This is a genomic window from Nonomuraea sp. CA-143628 (assembly GCF_050942315.1).
Taxonomy (GTDB): Bacteria; Actinomycetota; Actinomycetes; order Streptosporangiales; family Streptosporangiaceae; genus Nonomuraea.
The window spans coordinates 8,392,811-8,410,428 of record NZ_CP192072.1; the positions used below are offsets into that span (position 1 = coordinate 8,392,811).

The following is a 17,618-nucleotide window of genomic DNA, read 5'->3' on the forward strand; positions in this document are numbered from 1 at the left end:
CACGGCTAGAGCTCGTCGATCTCGGTCGGGTTGGCCAGGTAGGCGACCTCTTCCTCGGTGGCCGCGCCGCGCAGCACCCAGACGTCGTCCAGCTGGCCGCGCCAGTTCTGGCCCGTTGGATAGGCGCCGCCGGTTCTGGCCCGCCCGAGTTGAACTGAGGTGATGGGCGCGAAGACCCGGGTGTTCTCGCGGTACGACACCGTCGGGGCCTCGGCGGCGTCCTCCCGGACGCCGTTGACGTACAGCGTGATCCGGCTGTTGAAGCCGTCGTAGACGACCGCCAGGTGGTCCCAGTCGCCGAAGCCGCCCTGGTGGAAGCTGGAGTGCTCCACTGTCGCGGTGGTCGCGCCCGTCCCGTCCACGCTGGGTACGTCCAGGACGTAGCGGCCCTTGGCGGCGTCGTAGCGCACCGCCACGGCGCTGTTGGTGGCGCCGGCGAGGCCGAGCACGGTCATGGACCTGGTGGGAGTGCCCGCCGTCTGCACCCACGCCGACACCGTGAAGCTCTCGGCGCTGTCCACCACCGCCCCGTCGGCCGTGGCGTAGTCCCCGTCGCCGCCGGGAAGGTCGAGCGCCCCGGCCACCTGGCCGTCGGGCGGGGTCACGACGGCCAGGGCGGGATCGGTGGTGATCTTCGCGGCGCCGGCCAGCGTGACCGGGTGCTTGACGGCCACCGGAGCGGAGTCGGGGCTGGTCGCCGGGGTGCCGGTCGCGGTGTTGAGCCGCCAGCGGCCGAAGATGTCGGACTTGACGGCGAACAGGTCCTGCGCCTCCTCGACCGAGACGATCCGGTCGTAGACCCGCACGTCGTCGATCGCGCCCGTCGCGTAGTCGACCGCTGCCCCGTTCCACTTGGACCGGCCGATCTGCAGCCCGCCTCCGGCCTGCCACACCGGTGGAAGGTCGTTGGAGCCGCTCTCGACGCCGTTGACGTAGATCCGGAGTTTCCCGGCCACGACGTCCTGGACCCCGACCAGGTGAGTCCACTGGCCGAGCGTCGCCGTGGCGGCCGAATACGCGGTGAGCGTCGTCGGAGCCGTGACGTCGCCCGCTGTCCGCATGAACGCCCACTTCTTGTTGGCGGCCCGGTACTTGAGGTAGAAGCCGCTCTGGTTGGCGCCGTCCTGGCTGACGATCGTCATGTCCGTGGCGGCGGTGGTCGGCAGCTTCACCCAGGCGGCGATGGCGAAGTCGCCGGTCGTGTTCAGCACCGGGCCGGCGGTGGATGCGTACGCTCCGGGCCCGGTGAGCTGCATGGCCGTGCCGACCTGGCCGGGGACCGCGAGCGTGGCGCTGCCGTGCACGGTGGCGGGCAGGGGGCCGCCGCCCTCGCCGTAGACCCGCTCGTTGCCCGCCGGCTCCTCCAGCCGCCAGTGCGCCGCGAGCTTGCGGCCTTCCGGTGTGGAACCGGCGGCCAGGCTCGCCGCGTCGGCGTCGGACAGGGCCTCGGCGAACACCTCGACCTCGTCGACGTCGCCCGGCCAGTTGTTGGCGTACCCGCCGTCGTACAGGCTGCGCCCGATCTGGAAGGCGCCCCTGGCGTCGAGTACGGAGGTGACCGGGGTCTCGGCCGCCTTGGTGCCGTTGACGTACAGGCGGAGCATCTTGGCGGGCGCGTCGTACACGCCGGTCAGGTGGGTCCAGACGTTCAGCTCCGGCGGCGTGGGCGCGATCGCCCCCGTCCACGGACCGCTTCCGCCCTTCACGTCGTTCGCCGGGGTCTTGAACACCCATGAGCTGGGGGCGGGATTCACGCCGAGCTGGAAACCGCTCTGGACGGACGCGTCCTGCGCCAGAACGTTGTAGAAGGCGTCGTTCTTGCGCAGCCGGACCCATGCCGAGACGGTGAAGCTCTGCGCGGTGTCGGCGACGGCGAGGTCGGTGGCGGCGTAGCCACCGGCGTAGCCGTCGAGGCTGAGCCCGTTGCCGGCCTTGCCCTCCGCGCCGAGGGTGGCCCCGGCGCCGGACCGGGCCGCGATCCCCGGGGTCTCACCTGTGAGCGCGGTGGAGCCTGCGGGTTCGTCCAGTTTCCAGCGCGCCTTCTCCGGGGCGCCCTCGCTCACCCAGAACCGGTAGTCGCCGACCGAGAAGTTCCCCGCCGCGTCCCACACGGTGATGTACAGGGTGTTGACGCCGGGATGCGTCGGGACCACCTGGACCGTCTGCGGGTTGGCGGCGCGGGTGAGCGCCGAGGCGGGGGCGGGGGTGGTGTTGAGCGCGTAGGCGTACTTGGTCACCTCGGGGTCGAAGGTGATCGTGAACGAGCCGTAGCGGCCGACGCCGTCGCGCGCCGTCACATCCGGGTCCTCTGGGTTCAGCTCCGGGTACTCGGGCGAGCCGACCACGGGGGTGCGGGGAGCTGTGGGGTCGTAGCGCAGGTAACAGCTGGTGGCGGCGCCACCCGAGCTCCACGGGCTCCAGGCCACGCCGTCATAGGCGCGCACCTGATAGTTGAAGTCCGTGTTCACCGGGATCAGGCCCGAAGGGACCTGCGCCGAGAACGACGATCGGTGCGAGCCCTTGGCCGACTGCTTCTTGGGGGTGGTGGTGCTCCACTGGTGCTCGGTGCCGGCGGCGTCCTTCCACGACACCAGGAACTCGGCGTTGAGCTTCTCCCCCTCGGCGCCGCTGTTGTCGGGGTCGGTGAGGTTGTCGGCGTACAGCATCGGCAGCCGGTTCACCGGCGTGGTGTGGCCGTAGGCCGGGCAGGGACCGCCGGGGCTGGAGTGCAGTTGCCTCATCTGCGGCTGCGGCGGGGTGCTGTTGTAGTAGACGCGTAGAGTCGCGTCTCCGTCGAACCGCTTCCAGCCGTACTCGTCGTCCTCGTGCCCGGCCCGCAGGCCGAACGTCGTGCTCGACCAGCCCTTCTTGGCGGCCTCCTTGACGGCCGACTCCACGTCGAAGACCACGTCGCCCGCCGGGCAGCTGCTCGAATGGCCCTTGGCGACGTCCCGGTAGGTGAGGTAGTCGGCCCAGTTGTCGGAGGTCGAGTTCCAGGTCGAGTCCTTGCCGAAGGCGGTGGTCCGATAGATGTGCACCGATCGCCCGTCACACGACGGCGCCCAGGTCTCCTTGACCGAGAACTCCGCCGACAGGATCTGCTTGCCCGCGAAACGGCTGGTCGGCATGCGGTAGAACAGCCGCTTGACGTGCGAGCTGCCGCAGTAGGCGCCGGCCGGGGGCAGGCTGATGGGGCAGCGCCCCATGCCCTCATTGGTGAATTTGTGGTCCTCCCAGCCTCCGCTGGAGACCATCAGCTTGGCGGACTCGCCGGGCGCGTACCACATGGGGTCGATGTAGATCGGGAACTTGGCGTCCGGGGAGGTGAGCAGCCCCTGGTCCGGCTCGAGCGTCATGCGCCCGGCGTCGGCGCTCGTCTTCATCACCGCGACGCGCGAGGTGTCCCCCGGCGCCGCCGCCGACGGCCTGCGCAGCCCTCCGTTCCCGGGCGTGGCCGAGGCGGCCAATGCCCCGACCGGCTCGCTGGAGTCCCACATCTTCGGTGGCGGCGCCCTGAACACCTCGGCGCCCGACACCGGGTCGAATGCCGATTGGTCGCCTCGCGTGTCCGCCGCCATCCGCAGGTCCGGTGCCGACAGCCCGAACTGGAGCTTGGCCAGCCGGGGATCGCGCGCCGCTTCCGGCGTCTTCACCACCAGCACGTGCGACGCGCCGTCCGCGGTGGCCCGGACCCGCAGGTCGACGTCGGGCCCGAACACGCCCCGGTACAGCGCGGTGTCACCGTCGAGTTCGGGTGCGGGCAGGCGGCCGGGCCACGACAGCGACATCCGGCGGCCCGCTCGGGTCATCGACAGCATGGGCGCGTCGCCGCCGCCGGACAGCCGCAGATCGACAGTGGTGGCCGCGGGCCGGATGGACCCGTCGGGATCCCTCCGCAGGGTGGTGTCGATGCCGACCCACGTGCCGTCCTTCAAGGTACGGACCGGTTCCAGGTGCTCGACCGCGACGAACCCGCCCTGTGGCTGCGCCCGCACCTCGTGTCTCTCACCGCGCAGGCCGAGGACCTCAACCGGCTGCCCCGACTCACGGGCCGACCGCGCCGCTTCGGCCTCGGTCACCTGGGGCTCAGGGCCGGCGGCCCGCGCTCCCCGTCCGGGAACCGCACCCCAGGACGGGACGGCGAGGCATGACAAGGTCATGGCCGCCATCGCTGACACCGCCGTAAGGGCCCAACGAGTTCTCAACACCGCGCTCCCACCGGCTCCCCGTTGACGTCGGCCGCCAGACTCTTCTGGCGGCCGAGATCAAGAGTGGCGGTGACCGGTAGTAAGCCCGTTCAGATCGTGTAGATCCCGTGTTGACCCGGTGTTGTCATGCGGTGCCGGCGCTCTACTCGGTCAGCGGTCCACGAGCACCCGGCCGAACTCGACCTGCGGGGTGGCTCCGGCGAAGTTACGGTCGACCTGGGCCCGTTCGGCCGCGCTCGGATTCGCGTTCGTGCAGCTCACCGGAGCGCTGGAGCCGGACATCAGGTCGGAGCAGAGGCCGGTGCGCCGGTCCGGCAGACCTAAGATGTGGCCGATCTCGTGGGCCGCGATGCGCGGGGGGTTGTAGCCCTGTGAGGTGGCCTCCCTGCCCATCCAGATGGTGCCCCGGCCCAGGCTCGTGGGCAGGGTGCGGGGCCAGCCGTTGTCGGCGACGACGACGAAGTCGGCGGGGGTGCCTGCGACCAGGCGGACGTTCGCGACACTGGAGTTCCAGATCTGCGCGGCCTGGTCGACCGCGCCGCGGAACTCGGCGGCGCGGCTGGCGTCGTACCGGAGGGTCCTGACCAGGGGCGCGGCCTGCGCGGGCGAGGCGGTCAATAAGAACGCGACGGTGAGGATGAGAGAGAGCGCGAGACGCAGGGGTTTGTGCATCGGGTCTCCTCGGACAGTGGGGGTGCTGTCACGGTAGGCGCGACAACGCCGTCCGGGGATAAGCCAGTTTGCCCCTATTACGGTGATATGGAGGAGCCAATGGAGTGCGCCGAGGGCGCGGTGCTTGTCACGGGCTCAGGTACCGTTCGCGCAAGGCCGTGATCAGCTCGTCGTCGGCGCCCAGCCGGTCGGCCGCGTAGTCCCGTACGGAGCCATGGCCGGCCGCCAGGTCCGCCAGGCAGAGCCGCATGATCTCGCCCGGCGCGCGGCCGTAGCCCGGCCACTTCAGCGTCCGGTCCGGATAGGCCGCCCGCCAGTCGGCGACCAGCCGTTCGGTGGCCAGTTCGGTGAGCGCGAAGTCCTCCACGATGGTCTCCTCGTCCACCCCCAGCAGGGACAGCACCAGCGCGGCCAGCAGCCCGGTACGGTCCTTGCCCGAGGCGCAGTGCATGACGAGCGGAGCGCTCTCCTCGGCGGCGATCACCTTCAGCGCCTGCCCCAACTCCGCCACGCCGTCCAGCGCGACCTCGGCGTACCGGTCGGCGAGGAAGCGGGCGGTGTCGATGTCCGCCCCCAGCTCGGCCTGGTCATAGGGCTGATGCTCGATGCTGAGGTTGTGGTAGGACAGGCCGTCGCTGTCCGGTACGCGGCCCCTGGCGGCTATCTCCCACGGGTAGCGCAGATCGATGACCGTGCGCACGCCCAGGTCGAGAAAGCGCCGCCAGTCCTCGCCCTGGAGCTTGGCCAGGGAATCGGAACGGTACAGGCGCCTCCAGCGCACCGTACGACCGTCGCGGGTGCGGTAACCACCCAAGTCCCGGAAATTGTGCAGCCGGTCGAACGCGATATGCCTCATCGAGCACATCTTATGAGGTAGGCGGGACCTATAGACGTAGCCGGGAAACATGACCAGATTGGTGGACATATACAACTACGCCCGGAGGTACGCGTGAAGCGTGTCATCGTCCTGGCCGCCTGCACCCTCGTGGCTACCGCTATGGTCAGCCCCGCACAGGCAGTCAGGACCTCAACCGCCTCGGCAACCGAATACATCGTCTTATACAAGGAGGGAGTGCAGCCGGACGTCGCCCGCAAGGCCGTCCAGGCGGCAGGCGGCACGGTGGTCAAGGAGAACACCGCGGTCGGCGTGGCCACCGTCTCCACCACCAACACGGGCTTCGCCGGTGCCGTCACCGCGAACGACTCGATCGAGGGCGTGGCGCACAACCGGTCCATCGGAACGGTCCCGTCCGCCGCCCGCTCCGCCGCCAAGGCGCGCAAGGCCGGCGACGCCGTGGAGAAGGCCGCTGACGGCGCCCCCGCCGGCACCACGTTCGGCAAGCCAGGACCGACGGCCGAGCCGCTGTCGGAGCTGCAGTGGGACATGAAGCAGATCCACGCCACCGCCGACGGCTCCTACCGCTACGAGCAGGGCGACCCGGGGGTGCTGGTCGGCATCCTGGACACCGGCGTGGACGCCTCACATCCGGATATAGCACCCAATTTCAATCGGGCTCTGAGCCGTAACTTCACGGTCGACATCCCGGTCGACGCCAACGGCGACCCGGTCGACGGGCCCTGCGAGGCCGAGCCGGACCACTCCTGCACCGACCCCGCGGACGTGGACGAGAACGAGCACGGCACGCACGTGGCCTCCTCCATCGCCTCGCCCATCAACCGGCTCGGCGTGTCCGGCGTGGCGCCCAAGGTGTCCATCGTCAACCTCCGGGTCGGCCAGGACTCCGGCTTCTTCTTCCTGCAGCCGAGCGTGGACGCGCTGACGTACGCGGGCGACCACGGCATCGACGTGGTCAACATGAGCTACTACATCGACCCGTGGCTGTTCAACTGCGTGGACAACCCGGCCGACTCCCCCGCCGACCGCGTGGAGCAGGCCACCATCATCAAGGCGACCCAGCGGGCGCTGAACTACGCCCACGCCAGGGGCGTGACGCTGGTCTCCGCGGCGGGCAACGGCGGCACCGACTACACCAAGGAACTCGTCGACGGCTCCAGCCCCGACTTCGCCAGCGTGCCCGGCGAGGCGCCGTACGACCGGACGATCCCGCCGAGCTGCGTGTCCATGCCCAGCGAGGGCAACCACGTGATCGCGGTGTCGTCCACCGGCATCAGCAAGCGCAAGGCGTACTACTCCGACTACGGCAACGGCTACGTGGACGTGGCCTCGCCCGGCGGCGACGCCTACGACGACCCGGCCAACACACGTGACGTGACCAGGGCGACGCTGGCCGCCTATCCGAAGTCGCTCGCCGAGGAGAACGGGCAGCTCAACCCCGACGGCACGCCGAACACCCCGTCCGTGGTGCGCGACTGCCGCGGCTCGGTCTGCGGGTACTACACCTACCTCCAGGGCACCTCGATGGCCTCGCCGCGGGCCGCGGGCGTGGCGGCGCTGATCGTCAGCCGGTTCGGCCACCGCGACCGCGCTCACGGCGGCCTGACCATGAACCCGGACGCGGTGGAGGCGGCGCTGAAGGCGACCGCCACCAAGACCCCGTGCCCGGAGCCCCGGGCGTTCACCTACACCCGCATCCTGCCGAACGGTACGACGACGACGGCCACGCACACCTGCGAGGGCGGCAGGTCGCGTAACGGCTTCTACGGCTCGGGCATCGTCGACGCGTTGAACGCGGCCCGATAGCCCCACGGCATGACCGGTGCGCGTCCGTGAAAGCGAACGCGCACCGCGTCAGCCAAGGCTAAGGCGGACGCGCGTGCGCTATGACGTCTGAGCGCGGATGGCCTCGATCACCAGCGTCAGCTCGCTCTCGAAGAGGTCCTCCGACGTCGTCGACCCCAGGTGGGGAGCGACCGCGCCCAGATGAGGCAGCCCTTCGACGTCGACGGGGGCATGGCCGAGCAGCACGCTGTGCCCGTCACCGGAGGACTCCCGGTGGACCCGCCCCACCACCACGTCCATGAACACCGTGAACCACCGCGCGGTCGCCGCGCCGTCCAGACCCGCGCTCCTGATGATCCCGATCACCGTGTCGAACAGGCGCAGCGCGCCGGGCCCGTGTCCGTGCCGGGCCGCCAGAAGGTCGGCGAAGCCGGGATAGGCGAGCAACGTCGCACGCAGTTCGCGGGCGAACACCCGCAGCTGCTCCGGCCACGGCCGGTCCGCCTCGACCGGCGGCACCACCGCCTCGGCGACGGCGTCGGCGACGAGCTCGACCAGCGCCTCCTTGTCGGCCACGTGCCGATAGAGCGCCATGCGCGACGCCCCGGCCTCCTCGGCGACCCGGCGGATGGTCACCGCGCCGAGGCCCTCGCGCCGGGCCAGGTCGAGCGCCGCGACCACGATCCGCTCGCGGGTGAGGCTGCCCCACGCCCGCCGGTCCCGCGTGCTCATGCGGTCGACAGTACACTTGCGGACGATGTCCGCAAGAATTAGGGTTGCCTAACCTTGACCAAGGGAGGCGACTTGACCACGACAACCCCCGCCCGCGCGACACTGATCGCCGCGAGCCTGGCCGCCAGTTCGGCGCAGACGATCGTGGTCGCGGCCTTACCCGGCTTCCAGCGTGAGACCGGCGCCCCGCTGAGCGCCGTCGCGTGGCTGCTGACGACGTTCATGCTGGCCAGCGCCGTCGCCACGCCGATCGCCGGGCGGCTCGGCGACCTCTACGGCCATCGCCGCGTCCTGATCGCGTCCCTGGGCCTGCTCATCGCGGGCACCGTGCTGGCGGCCGTGGCGGCGCAGGCGGGCTCGCTCCCGTGGCTGCTGGCCGGGCGGGCCGTGCAGGGGGCGTCGGGCGGGGTCCTGCCGCTCACGTTCGGGCTCGCCAGGCACCTGGTGCCACCGGAACGGCAGCGCGGCACGATCGCGCTGCTCAGCGCCATGATGGGACTCGGTGGCGCGGCGGGCATGGTGATCGCGGGCCCGCTCGCCGACCTGCTGGGGACGCCGTCGCTGCTCTGGGTGGGCCTGCAGCTCGCCGTCCCCGCCGCCGTCGGGGCGATCCGGCTGCCGGAGACGCCGTCGGCGGCGGTGTCAGGGGTGGACCTGCCGGGCGCCGCGCTGCTCTGCGGCACGCTGGTCGGGCTGCTGCTGGTGATCAGCCAGGGCGCGGCCTGGGGCTGGACGTCGGCCGCGGTGCTGGGGCTGGGGGCGGCGACGCTCGCGCTGGCGACCGGGTTCGTGTGGGTGCAGCTCCGCACCCCCGTGCCGCTGGTGGATCTGCGACTGCTGCGAACGCGGGCCATGGCCGTGACGAACCTGACCGCACTCGTCGTGGGTGCCGCGATGTTCAGCTCTGTGGCCCTGTTCCCGCAGTTCGTACAGGCCCCGGTCAGCACCGGGTACGGCCTGGGCGGCTCGGCGACGACCACCGGGCTGGTCATCCTGCCGGTCGCCCTGGGCATGCTGGCCGGCGGGCCGCTGGCCGGACGCCTGGCCGCCAGGTTCGGCGCGGCCGTCCCGCTGCGGGCCGGGGCGGCGTGCGCGGCCGTCACCTTCGCCGTGCTGGCGCTGCGGCCGCCGCCGCTGTGGGAGTTCTACCCCGCCGGGCTGCTGCTCGGAATCGGGTACGGCCTGGCGTTCGCGTCGATGGGCCTGCTGGTCGTGGCGGCGGCCCCGGCCGACCAGACCGGTGTGGCCACGGGCGTCAACACCATCGCCAGGACCGTCGGCGGGGCGGCCGGGGCTCAGGTCGCCTCGGCCATCCTGGCCGCCACGGCCATCGCTCACGTGCCCACGCTCAGGGGGTTCACGATCGCCTTCTGGACGTTCGCCGTGATCGCTGCGGTCGCCGTGGTCACCGCCGCGCTGATCCCGGCGCCGGCCGTACGGGAGGGGGAGCCCGTGGGACGACGCTAGGCGCGGCGGCCGCGGGCGAGGAGCCAGAGCAGGAGCGGCGCCCCGAGCACGCCGGTGACCACGCCGACGGGCAGCTCCACGTCCGGGATGAGGCGGCGGGCGATGAGGTCGGCCGCCAGGACCACGAACGCCCCGGCCAGCGCCGAGGCGACCGGCGGTGGCCAGGCGGTGCGGGCCAGCCGCTGGGCGATCTGCGGCGCGGCCAGGGCGACGAACGCGATCGGCCCCGCGGCGGCCGTGCCGAAGGCGACCAGTGCGACGCCCACCAGCAGCAGCGTCAGCCGCGCCCGCTGCACCGGCGCGCCGAGCACCACCGCCACCTCGTCGCCGAGCTGCAGCGCCCGGCTCCAGCGGCCGAGCAGCAGCGCGACGGGCGTGAGCACGGCCAGGGCGAGCGCCAGCGGCACGGCCTGGCTCCAGGTACGGCCGTTGAGGTTGCCGAAGAGCCAGCCGAGCGCGGCCTGGGCCTGGAAGGTGTTGCTCGTGACCATGAGGTATTCGGTGGCGCTGGTGAAGATCCACGACAGGCCGATGCCGACCAGCACGATCCGATACCCGGTGGTGCCGCGCTGCCACGCGAACAGGTACGTGAGCAGCGCGGCGAGCACGGCCCCCGAGAAGCCGAGCACCTGCGTGCCGGGCCCCGATCCGATCCCGAGGACGATCCCGGCCACCACGGCGACGCCCGCTCCCTGGGTGACGCCGATCATGTCGGGGCTGGCCAGCGGGTTGCGGGTCATGGTCTGGAACAGGGCGCCGGACAGCCCGAAGGCGGCACCGGTGAGCAGCCCGGTCAGCGCCCTGGGCAGGCGCAGCTCCCGTACGACGAACAGGATGCCCTGGTCGCCGGTGCCGAACAGGGACTGGACGACCTCGCCGAGCCCGAGCGGGAACTCGCCCAGCCCGATGCCGAGGCAGAAGGCCAGGAACGTCACGGCGGCCAGCGCCAGGCACACCACGACGACCCGAGGGCGCAGCACGCCCGACACGGGCGGCGTGGAGAGGCGGAAGGTGAGCTGGCTCATCACAGCTCCGCCAGCCGCTGGCGCCGGGCCAGCACGATGAAGAACGGCCCGCCGATGAAGGCGACCAGCAGCCCGGCCTGCACCTCGATCGGCGGCACGACGAGGCGGCCCAGGATGTCGGCGGCCAGCAGCAGGCACGGCGCGAGCAGCGCCGACAGGGGCAGCAGGAGCCGGTGGTCGGTCTCGGCCCCGCCGCGCCTGGCGACGGCCCGCGCGAGATGCGGCACGACCAGGCCGACGAAGACGACGGGTCCGATGGCGGCGACCGCGGCGCCGGTGAGCAGCATCACGGCCACCGCCCCCTGGAGGCGCACGAGCCCCACCCGGCGGCCCAGCCCGCGGGCCACGTCGTCGCCGAGCGCGAGGCTGTTGAGCGCGGGCGCGCAAGTGATCGCCAGCACGGCACCCGCCAGGATGAACGGCAGCAGTTGCGGCAGTACGCCGGAGCCGTGCCCGGACAGCGATCCGGCGGACCAGAACCGGTAACGGTTCAACGATTCGGGATCGACGAGCACGATGGCGCTGGTCACCGAGCTGAGCAGAAAGGTGACGGCCACCCCGGCCAGGGCCAGCTTGACCGGGGCCATCCCGTCACGGCCCATGCCGGCCATCGCGTACACGACGAGGCTCGCCAGCAGCGCGCCCGCGAACGCGAACCACACGAACCCGGACAACGCGCTGATCCCTAACAGGCCCATGGAGATCACCACGCCGAACGCCGCGCCCGCGCTGACGCCGAGCACCCCGGGGTCCGCGAGGGGGTTGCGGGTGAGCGCCTGCATGAGCGTGCCGGACAGGCCGAGTGCCGCCGCGGCGAGCACGCCGAGCAGTGTGCGCGGCACGCGTACGGACCAGATCACCTCCCGCGTCTCCTGGTCCGCGCCCAGGCCGCCCAGCGCCCTGACCACCTCGCCCAGGGGGATCTGGCGGGCGCCCAGGGCCAGCGACAGCAGGCAGATCAGGGCGAGGGCGCCGGCCGACGCCACCACCAGGACGACCCGGCGGGTCACGAGGGCAGCCCGACCTCGGTCGCCGGGTTCCCGTCGACGGCGGCCGCGAGCCGCGGCACCAGCGTGTCGAGCACGTACGGCAGGCTCAGCACGGTCAGGAAGGACACCGAGTTGCCGACGTCGGTGCCGTCCTTCAGGAACACCTCGCGCCCCTCCTTGACCACCTTGAGCCCCTTGTAGACGGTGTCGGCGCGCAGGGTGGCCTTGTCCTTGTCGGGGTCCGTCACGCTCCAGAGGAGCGCTCCGGTGTCGAGCAGGTCGAGGCGTTCGCGGCTGATGTTGGCGCCGAACTTGTCGCCGATGGCCTGGTCCAGGTCGGCGGGGAGCTTGAAGCCGAGCGAGGTGAGCAGGCGGGAGCGCGGGTCCTGGCTGCCGAAGACGAAGTAGCCCTCGTAGACCGTGCCCATCAGCCCGGTCTGTCCGGCGAACTCCGGATGCTCCTTCCGTACGGCGGCGAACCGGTCCTCCACCTGCTTGACCAGCGCGTCCGCCTTGGCGGGCTCGCCCACGGCCACGCCGACCCGCTTGGTCACCTCCTGCCAGGAGATCCCGTAGTCGATGCGCTCCTTGGGCTGTGCCACGGTGGGTGCGATCTTGGACAGGGTGGTGTACTGCTCCTGGGTCAGCCCCGAGTACAGGGCCAGGATCAGGTCGGGCCGCAGTGCCGCGATCTTCTCCATCTGGGGACCGCTACCCGTGTCCTTCAGTACCTGCGGGACCGCCGCGGAGCCGAGCTTGGGCTTGGCCCAGGGCCCGATGGCGCCGGGATACCCGCCGAGCCACTCGGTGGTGGCCACGGGCACGATGCCGAGGGCCAGCAGGGCGTCCTGCTCGACGAGGCCGACGGTGACGATCCGCTTGGGCTTGGCGGTGATCGTCGTGCTGCCGTACTTGTGGTCGAGGGTGGCGGAGAAGGCGGAGGCCGCCGCCACGGGGGCCTGGGGCGGGGCGGAGCCGCATCCGGCGACCAGGGCGAGGGTCATGGCGGCGAGCGCGTACAGGACGCGGGTCATAACTGGGGACTCCCTTATTCGTTGTGCTCGGCGCGGCCCAGCCGCCAGTAACCCATGAAGGCCACGGCCCGCTTGTCCATCCCCCGCTCGGCGACCAGGTGCCGCCTCAGCGACTTGATCACCGCCGCCTCCCCGGCCAGCCAGGCGTACAGCGGGCCGTACGGCGCCTCCTCGGGCACCTCCCACAGCTCCTCCACATCGACGTCGATGTCGTCGAAAGAGTCCGGGGTGGGCAGCGGCGGGAGCAGCCGGTCGGCGGCGGCCCTGACGGCGGGCACCAGCAGGGCGCCGCGCTCCTCGTCGTCGCGGGCCAGCCAGGTGACCTTGACGCCGCTCGCCGTCTCGACCGGGAGGAAGTCGTCCGCGCAGGGCACCTCCATGAGCGCCTCGCCCTCGTAGCCCGCCGGCAGGCGTTCGAGGATGGAGCAGATCGCGGGGACCGCGGTCTCGTCGCCGGCGATCAGCACCGCCCCGGTGTCGGCGGGCGGGTGGAACTCCAGGCCGCCGTGCGGCCCGTCGTGGCGGGCGTCGGGGCCGAGCAGCACCGCGACGGCCCCGGGCCGCACATCGGCCGCCCAGCGGGCCACCGGGCCGTCGCCGTGGTCGTGCATGACCACGTCGACGTCCACCTCGCGGGCCTCGGGGCGTACCAGGCGGGCGGTGTAGGTACGGAGCGGGTTGCGCAGCGCGTCGGGCAGGCCGCGCCAGCGCGGGAACCAGTCGGGGCCGCTGGGCAGGTGCTCCAGCCCGTGCCCGTCGACCGGCAGGATGAGCTTGATCCGCTGGTCGAACCCGTTGTCCGCGAAGTGATGGAGGTCCTCCCCCTCGAACGTCACGCGCAGGAAGGCCGGGCTCAGGCGTGCCAACCGGTTCACGCGTACGTCGAACATGCGAAAGGGCTCGATCATCGTCAGCTCCACCTCGATCCTTTAAGGTGAGGCTAACCTAACTCATACTGATCGACCAGTCCCGTCCGGGCACGGCAAACGCCCCCGTCCCTCCAGCCCGGGACGGGGGCGCCTGCCATTCCGAGCCCTATGTCCGGCGGACTCGGAGGTCGGCGACATGACGAGGGCGGCGGCGCCGCCGAGCATCGCCCGCTCCGTCGGCGGCGCCGCGCCCGGCATGCGGACGGGGACGGAAGCTTGATGCTGGACATTAGGCGGCGAGCGGCGGCGTCGCGACAGGGCCCGGCCTAGGGATGTCCCTAGGCGTCCTTGATCCCTAGACGTCCTTGATCGCGCCCTTGACCCCCACCGGCAGCACGTCGAAGTGGACCACCACGCGACCGGTCGCCGGATCCGGAGCACCCGGGGACTCGAGGTCCCTGCGGTCCGCCACGGCGCGGTACCTCTCCAGAACCTCGAACACCTCCTCACGCATCCGCGTCGTCTCGGCCACGGTGAGCCGCATCGACCGCCGGCCGAACCCGCTCGCCCGCACCCACTCCTCGGGAGTCGTCGCCTCCTCCTCACGCCAGCGCGCCAGCTCGGCACCGCGCTGCCGGATGAGGTCGTCGAGCAGCCGGGCGAACGCGTCGACCGTCTCGGCGTCGGCCGACGGGTCGGTCGAGGGATCGCCGTAGGAGAAGCCACCCGGCACGATCCGCCAGTACTTCTCCTTGCCCTTGCCCAGCTCGGGCACCGTCTCGATCATGCTGTGCCGGGCCAGCTCACGCAGGTGGTAGCTGGTCGCCCCGGTGTTCTGGCCGAGCAGTCCGGCCAGCCGGGTGGCCGTCGAGGGACCGTGCTCGTCGAGCAGCTCGTAGATGCGCAGTCGCAGCGGGTGCGCGAACGACTTCAGCGCGTTCGCGTCGAGCGCCCTGGCCGAATAGTGCTTGCTCTCCATGGCTGTGCACACCTATCTTTGCAAAGAAATCTGTGCATAGTTTTCCTTACACACTATCGGAGTGAGCCATGCCACGTCTCGGCCGATCATTCGGCTTCCTCCTGTCGTCGACCGCCCTGTCCAACCTGGCCGACGGCGTGCTCAAAGTGGGCGCGCCCCTCCTGGCCGTGTCGCTGACCCGCTCCCCCACGCTGGTGTCGCTGACGGGGGCGGCGGCCACGCTGCCGTGGTTACTGTTCGCCCTGCACGCGGGCGCGATCGCCGACCGGCTCGACCGCAGGCGGATCATGGTGCTGGCCAACCTCGCCCGTTCCGCCGTGCTCGCGGCGACGGCCGCGCTCGGGCTGCTCGGGCTGGTGAACCTGTGGGTCATGCTGGCGGCCGTACTGATCGCGGGCGTGGCCGAGGTCTTCGCCGACACCTCGGCCCAGTCGGTGCTGCCGATGGCGGTGCCGCCGGAGCGCATCACGGCGGCGAACGGGCGGGTGCAGAGCGTCCAGATGATCGGCAACGAGTTCGCCGGCGCGCCGATCGCGGGCCTCCTGGTCACGCTGCTGCCCGCCGCCGTCTTCGGCGCTCCAGCCCTCCTGTACGGCGCGGCGGGCCTGCTCCTGCTGGGCATGAGGGGCTCCTACGGAACGGCCGCCACAGCGGGCCCCAGGCGCTCGCTGCTGCGCGACATCGTGGCGGCCCAGCGCTACCTATGGTCCCAGCGGTTCCTGCGGACGCTGGCCGTCTCGGCCGGCCTGCTGAACTTCGCCAGCGCCGCCTACTTCGGGGTGTTCGTGCTGTGGGCCGTCGGCGACGGGTCGCGGATCGGGCTGTCCCCCAGCGCGTACGGCCTGATGATGACCGCGATGGCCGTCGGCGCGGTGGCCGGATCGCTGGTCTCGGAGCGGGTCTCCGGGCTGCTCGGAGAGGGCCGGACGCTGGTCGGCGCCTGGCTGGTGAGCGCCCTGCTGCACCTCGTGCCGGTGGTGTGGCCCGTCGCCTGGCTGCTGTATCCGACCGCCGTGGTGTGGGGCGTCATCGGGGCCGCCGCGAACGTGCTGGTCATCTCCACGCGGCAACGGCTGATCCCGCCTGAACTGCTCGGCCGGGTCAACTCCGCCTACCGGCTGATCGGCATGGGCGGGATGCCGGTGGGGGCCGCCCTCGGCGGAGTGGTGGCCGAACTCGCCGGGCTGACCACCGTACTTCTCGGCGCCACAGGGGTCTGTTTGGTGGGCGTGGGGCTTGTGTGGCGCGCCTTACACGATCGAATTTCCCACCCTTTGACCAGCGCACCTTCCGTTCCCGACACATTCAGATCACGTTAGTCACACTTTGGCCTACCTCGAGATGACATGATTACCCCGAGCAATGAGGGGATGGCATGCGGGAGATCGGCGGACGGTACCTCCTTAACGAGGAGGCCGGTCGTGGAGGTATGGGAGTCGTCTGGCGGGCTTTCGACCAGCTTCTCCACCGGGAGGTGGCGCTCAAGGAGCTGACCCTCAGCGGTGAGGCCGAGATGGTCCGCCGCCGGGTCCTCCGCGAAGCGCGGATGGCCGCTGGCCTCACCCACCCGAACATCGTCACGGTCCATGACCTCATCGAAGAGGGCGGCAAGCTCTGGATCGTGATGGAGTACCTCGACGGCCTCTCACTGCACCAGCTGCTCTCCCAGGTGGGGACGCTGCCCGCGCAGTCGGTGGCGGCGATCGGCCAGCACCTGCTGGCCGCGCTGCGCACCGCCCACCAGGCAGGGGTGCTGCACCGAGACGTGAAGCCGGCCAACGTGATGCTGACCGGCGACCGCGTGGTGCTGACGGACTTCGGCATCGCCACGGTCGAGGGCGACATCCGGATGACCACGTCCCGGCGGCTGCGCGGCACGCCCGCGTTCATGGCCCCCGAGCGGCTGCACGGCGGCCCGGCCAGCAAGGAGGCCGACATGTGGTCGTTCGGTGCCACGCTCTACAGCGCCATCGAGGGCCAGCCGCCCTACCCCGGGCAGGACGCGGCCACGGTGCTCGGCATGGCCAGGAGCGGCGGCTACCCGCCGCCGCGCCGGGCCGGGGTGATGCGACCTCTCATCGAGGGCCTGCTCCACCACGACCCGGTACGCCGCTTCACGCCCGAGCAGACCGCCGGTTTATTGGCCGGCATGCGCGCCAGCAGCTACCCCGCCGCGATCTGACGGGGCTTCATTCCTCCTCGCCGCGCTTGGCGCGGGCCTCCGCCTCGGCGGCGTCCATGGCGGCGGCCTCCTCCGGCGTGGGAGCCGTGCCGCCCAGGTGCCGGGGCTGCCACCACACGCCCGGCGGGATCTCCGGGTAGGTGCGCTGGGCCCGGTCCACCAGCTCCGACATCCGCGCGTGCAGGTCGGCGACGTGCTGGTCGACGTTCTCGCCGCGCTTGGGGTGCATGGGCTCCCCGATCAGGATCGTGATGGGTACGTGCCGCAGAGTGAGTTGTTTGGAACGGCCCTTGGTCCAGATCCGCTGACTCCCCCACAGCGCCATCGGGATGACCGGGACCTTGGTCGCCTGAGCCATGCGGATGGCGCCGTTCTTGATCTCCTTGACCGTGAACGACCGGCTGATCGTCGCCTCGGCGAAGACGCCGACCACCTCTCCCGCCTTCAGCATGCGCAGCGCCGTCGCGTAGGACCCCGCGCCCGCGCCCCGGTCGACCGGGATGTGGTGCATGCCGCGCATCAGCGGCCCCGAGATGCGGTTCTCGAACACATCCTGCTTGGCCATGAACCGCACCAGCCGCTTGGCGGGCACCGCCCCGAACCCGGCGAAGATGAAGTCGAGATAGCTGATGTGGTTGCTGACCAGCACCGCGCCACCGGTGCGCGGAATGTGCTCGGTCCCCTCTATGTGGAAGCGGTAGTCGAGCACGCGAAAGAGGGTCCGCGCGGTGGCGATCACCGGCGGGTACACGATCTCAGCCATGACCAGAAGGTAGCCTATTCACCCCGGTCGGACGGTAGTCGGCAAGGTCGTAGAGGC

The 17,618-nt window shown here is 71.4% G+C and carries 14 protein-coding genes; 4 read left to right on the forward strand and 10 right to left on the reverse strand.

All coding sequences use genetic code 11. From position 1 onward, the window contains the following. Window positions 1–5: 5 nt before the first annotated feature. The 3 genes from ACQP2T_RS38220 to ACQP2T_RS38230 all read right to left on the reverse strand — a co-directional run bounded on the left by ACQP2T_RS38220 (window position 6) and on the right by ACQP2T_RS38230 (window position 5,736). On the reverse strand, window positions 6–4,160 hold the full coding sequence (locus ACQP2T_RS38220) for a LamG-like jellyroll fold domain-containing protein (protein WP_433509759.1): 4,155 nt from the start codon (window positions 4,158–4,160) through the stop codon (window positions 6–8). 198 nt (window positions 4,161–4,358) lie between these two features. Continuing rightward, entirely contained in the window at window positions 4,359–4,880 is a 522-nt protein-coding gene (locus ACQP2T_RS38225) for a snapalysin family zinc-dependent metalloprotease (protein ID WP_433509760.1), read from the reverse strand. A 127-nt stretch (window positions 4,881–5,007) separates the two neighbouring features. After that, window positions 5,008–5,736 (reverse strand): tyrosine-protein phosphatase, encoded by a 729-nt coding sequence (locus ACQP2T_RS38230; protein ID WP_433509761.1) that lies wholly within the window; start codon window positions 5,734–5,736, stop codon window positions 5,008–5,010. 93 nt (window positions 5,737–5,829) lie between these two features. Between ACQP2T_RS38230 and ACQP2T_RS38235 the strand changes: the two genes are divergently transcribed. After that, window positions 5,830–7,542, forward strand: coding sequence for a S8 family serine peptidase (locus ACQP2T_RS38235; protein WP_433509762.1), 1,713 nt, complete (start codon window positions 5,830–5,832; stop codon window positions 7,540–7,542). Between the two features lie 78 nt (window positions 7,543–7,620). Here the strand turns inward: ACQP2T_RS38235 and ACQP2T_RS38240 are convergent, their stop codons facing one another. Beyond that, window positions 7,621–8,253 (reverse strand): TetR/AcrR family transcriptional regulator, encoded by a 633-nt coding sequence (locus ACQP2T_RS38240; RefSeq protein WP_433509763.1) that lies wholly within the window; start codon window positions 8,251–8,253, stop codon window positions 7,621–7,623. Window positions 8,254–8,325: 72 nt separating this feature from the next. Between ACQP2T_RS38240 and ACQP2T_RS38245 the strand changes: the two genes are divergently transcribed. Continuing rightward, window positions 8,326–9,720, forward strand: coding sequence for an MFS transporter (locus ACQP2T_RS38245; protein WP_433509764.1), 1,395 nt, complete (start codon window positions 8,326–8,328; stop codon window positions 9,718–9,720). Here ACQP2T_RS38245 and ACQP2T_RS38250 read toward each other — a convergent pair. From ACQP2T_RS38250 to ACQP2T_RS38270, 5 genes are all read right to left on the reverse strand, one after another. After that, on the reverse strand, window positions 9,717–10,745 hold the full coding sequence (locus tag ACQP2T_RS38250; RefSeq protein WP_433509765.1) for a FecCD family ABC transporter permease: 1,029 nt from the start codon (window positions 10,743–10,745) through the stop codon (window positions 9,717–9,719). The genes ACQP2T_RS38245 and ACQP2T_RS38250 overlap by 4 nt on opposite strands. Continuing rightward, window positions 10,745–11,755, reverse strand: coding sequence for a FecCD family ABC transporter permease (locus tag ACQP2T_RS38255; protein WP_433509766.1), 1,011 nt, complete (start codon window positions 11,753–11,755; stop codon window positions 10,745–10,747). Before ACQP2T_RS38255 ends, ACQP2T_RS38250 begins: the two co-directional genes overlap by 1 nt. Beyond that, the gene (locus ACQP2T_RS38260) at window positions 11,752–12,768 is read right to left on the reverse strand and encodes an iron-siderophore ABC transporter substrate-binding protein (RefSeq protein ID WP_433509767.1); all 1,017 of its coding nucleotides are present in this window, start codon (window positions 12,766–12,768) and stop codon (window positions 11,752–11,754) included. Before ACQP2T_RS38260 ends, ACQP2T_RS38255 begins: the two co-directional genes overlap by 4 nt. A gap of 14 nt (window positions 12,769–12,782) precedes the next feature. Continuing rightward, window positions 12,783–13,676 carry a siderophore-interacting protein gene (locus ACQP2T_RS38265; protein WP_433509768.1) on the reverse strand — a complete coding sequence of 298 codons (894 nt, stop codon included), beginning with the start codon at window positions 13,674–13,676 and terminating at the stop codon, window positions 12,783–12,785. Between the two features lie 316 nt (window positions 13,677–13,992). Further along, window positions 13,993–14,616 (reverse strand): ArsR/SmtB family transcription factor, encoded by a 624-nt coding sequence (locus tag ACQP2T_RS38270; protein WP_433509769.1) that lies wholly within the window; start codon window positions 14,614–14,616, stop codon window positions 13,993–13,995. A gap of 68 nt (window positions 14,617–14,684) precedes the next feature. Between ACQP2T_RS38270 and ACQP2T_RS38275 the strand changes: the two genes are divergently transcribed. After that, on the forward strand, window positions 14,685–15,935 hold the full coding sequence (locus tag ACQP2T_RS38275) for an MFS transporter (RefSeq protein WP_433509770.1): 1,251 nt from the start codon (window positions 14,685–14,687) through the stop codon (window positions 15,933–15,935). A 56-nt stretch (window positions 15,936–15,991) separates the two neighbouring features. Then, window positions 15,992–16,798: a serine/threonine-protein kinase gene (locus tag ACQP2T_RS38280; RefSeq protein WP_357945775.1), complete on the forward strand. Its 807-nt coding sequence runs from the start codon at window positions 15,992–15,994 to the stop codon at window positions 16,796–16,798. A 7-nt stretch (window positions 16,799–16,805) separates the two neighbouring features. On the opposite strand, the gene ACQP2T_RS38285 is transcribed toward ACQP2T_RS38280, so the two are convergent. Beyond that, the gene (locus ACQP2T_RS38285) at window positions 16,806–17,561 is read right to left on the reverse strand and encodes a lysophospholipid acyltransferase family protein (RefSeq protein WP_433509771.1); all 756 of its coding nucleotides are present in this window, start codon (window positions 17,559–17,561) and stop codon (window positions 16,806–16,808) included. Window positions 17,562–17,618 lie beyond the last annotated feature (57 nt).

What these genes read in the sequence shown, in the direction of transcription:
- ACQP2T_RS38280 (WP_357945775.1), top strand. Translation starts at nt 15,992, where the DNA reads ATGCGGGAGATCGGCGGACGGTACCTCCTTAACGAGGAGGCCGGTCGT.
- ACQP2T_RS38285 (WP_433509771.1), bottom strand. Translation starts at nt 17,561, where the DNA reads ATGGCTGAGATCGTGTACCCGCCGGTGATCGCCACCGCGCGGACCCTC.
- ACQP2T_RS38230 (WP_433509761.1), bottom strand. Translation starts at nt 5,736, where the DNA reads ATGAGGCATATCGCGTTCGACCGGCTGCACAATTTCCGGGACTTGGGT.
- ACQP2T_RS38275 (WP_433509770.1), top strand. Translation starts at nt 14,685, where the DNA reads ATGCCACGTCTCGGCCGATCATTCGGCTTCCTCCTGTCGTCGACCGCC.
- ACQP2T_RS38240 (WP_433509763.1), bottom strand. Translation starts at nt 8,253, where the DNA reads ATGAGCACGCGGGACCGGCGGGCGTGGGGCAGCCTCACCCGCGAGCGG.
- ACQP2T_RS38220 (WP_433509759.1), bottom strand. Translation starts at nt 4,160, where the DNA reads ATGACCTTGTCATGCCTCGCCGTCCCGTCCTGGGGTGCGGTTCCCGGA.
- ACQP2T_RS38260 (WP_433509767.1), bottom strand. Translation starts at nt 12,768, where the DNA reads ATGACCCGCGTCCTGTACGCGCTCGCCGCCATGACCCTCGCCCTGGTC.
- ACQP2T_RS38270 (WP_433509769.1), bottom strand. Translation starts at nt 14,616, where the DNA reads ATGGAGAGCAAGCACTATTCGGCCAGGGCGCTCGACGCGAACGCGCTG.
- ACQP2T_RS38225 (WP_433509760.1), bottom strand. Translation starts at nt 4,880, where the DNA reads ATGCACAAACCCCTGCGTCTCGCGCTCTCTCTCATCCTCACCGTCGCG.
- ACQP2T_RS38265 (WP_433509768.1), bottom strand. Translation starts at nt 13,676, where the DNA reads ATGATCGAGCCCTTTCGCATGTTCGACGTACGCGTGAACCGGTTGGCA.
- ACQP2T_RS38250 (WP_433509765.1), bottom strand. Translation starts at nt 10,745, where the DNA reads ATGAGCCAGCTCACCTTCCGCCTCTCCACGCCGCCCGTGTCGGGCGTG.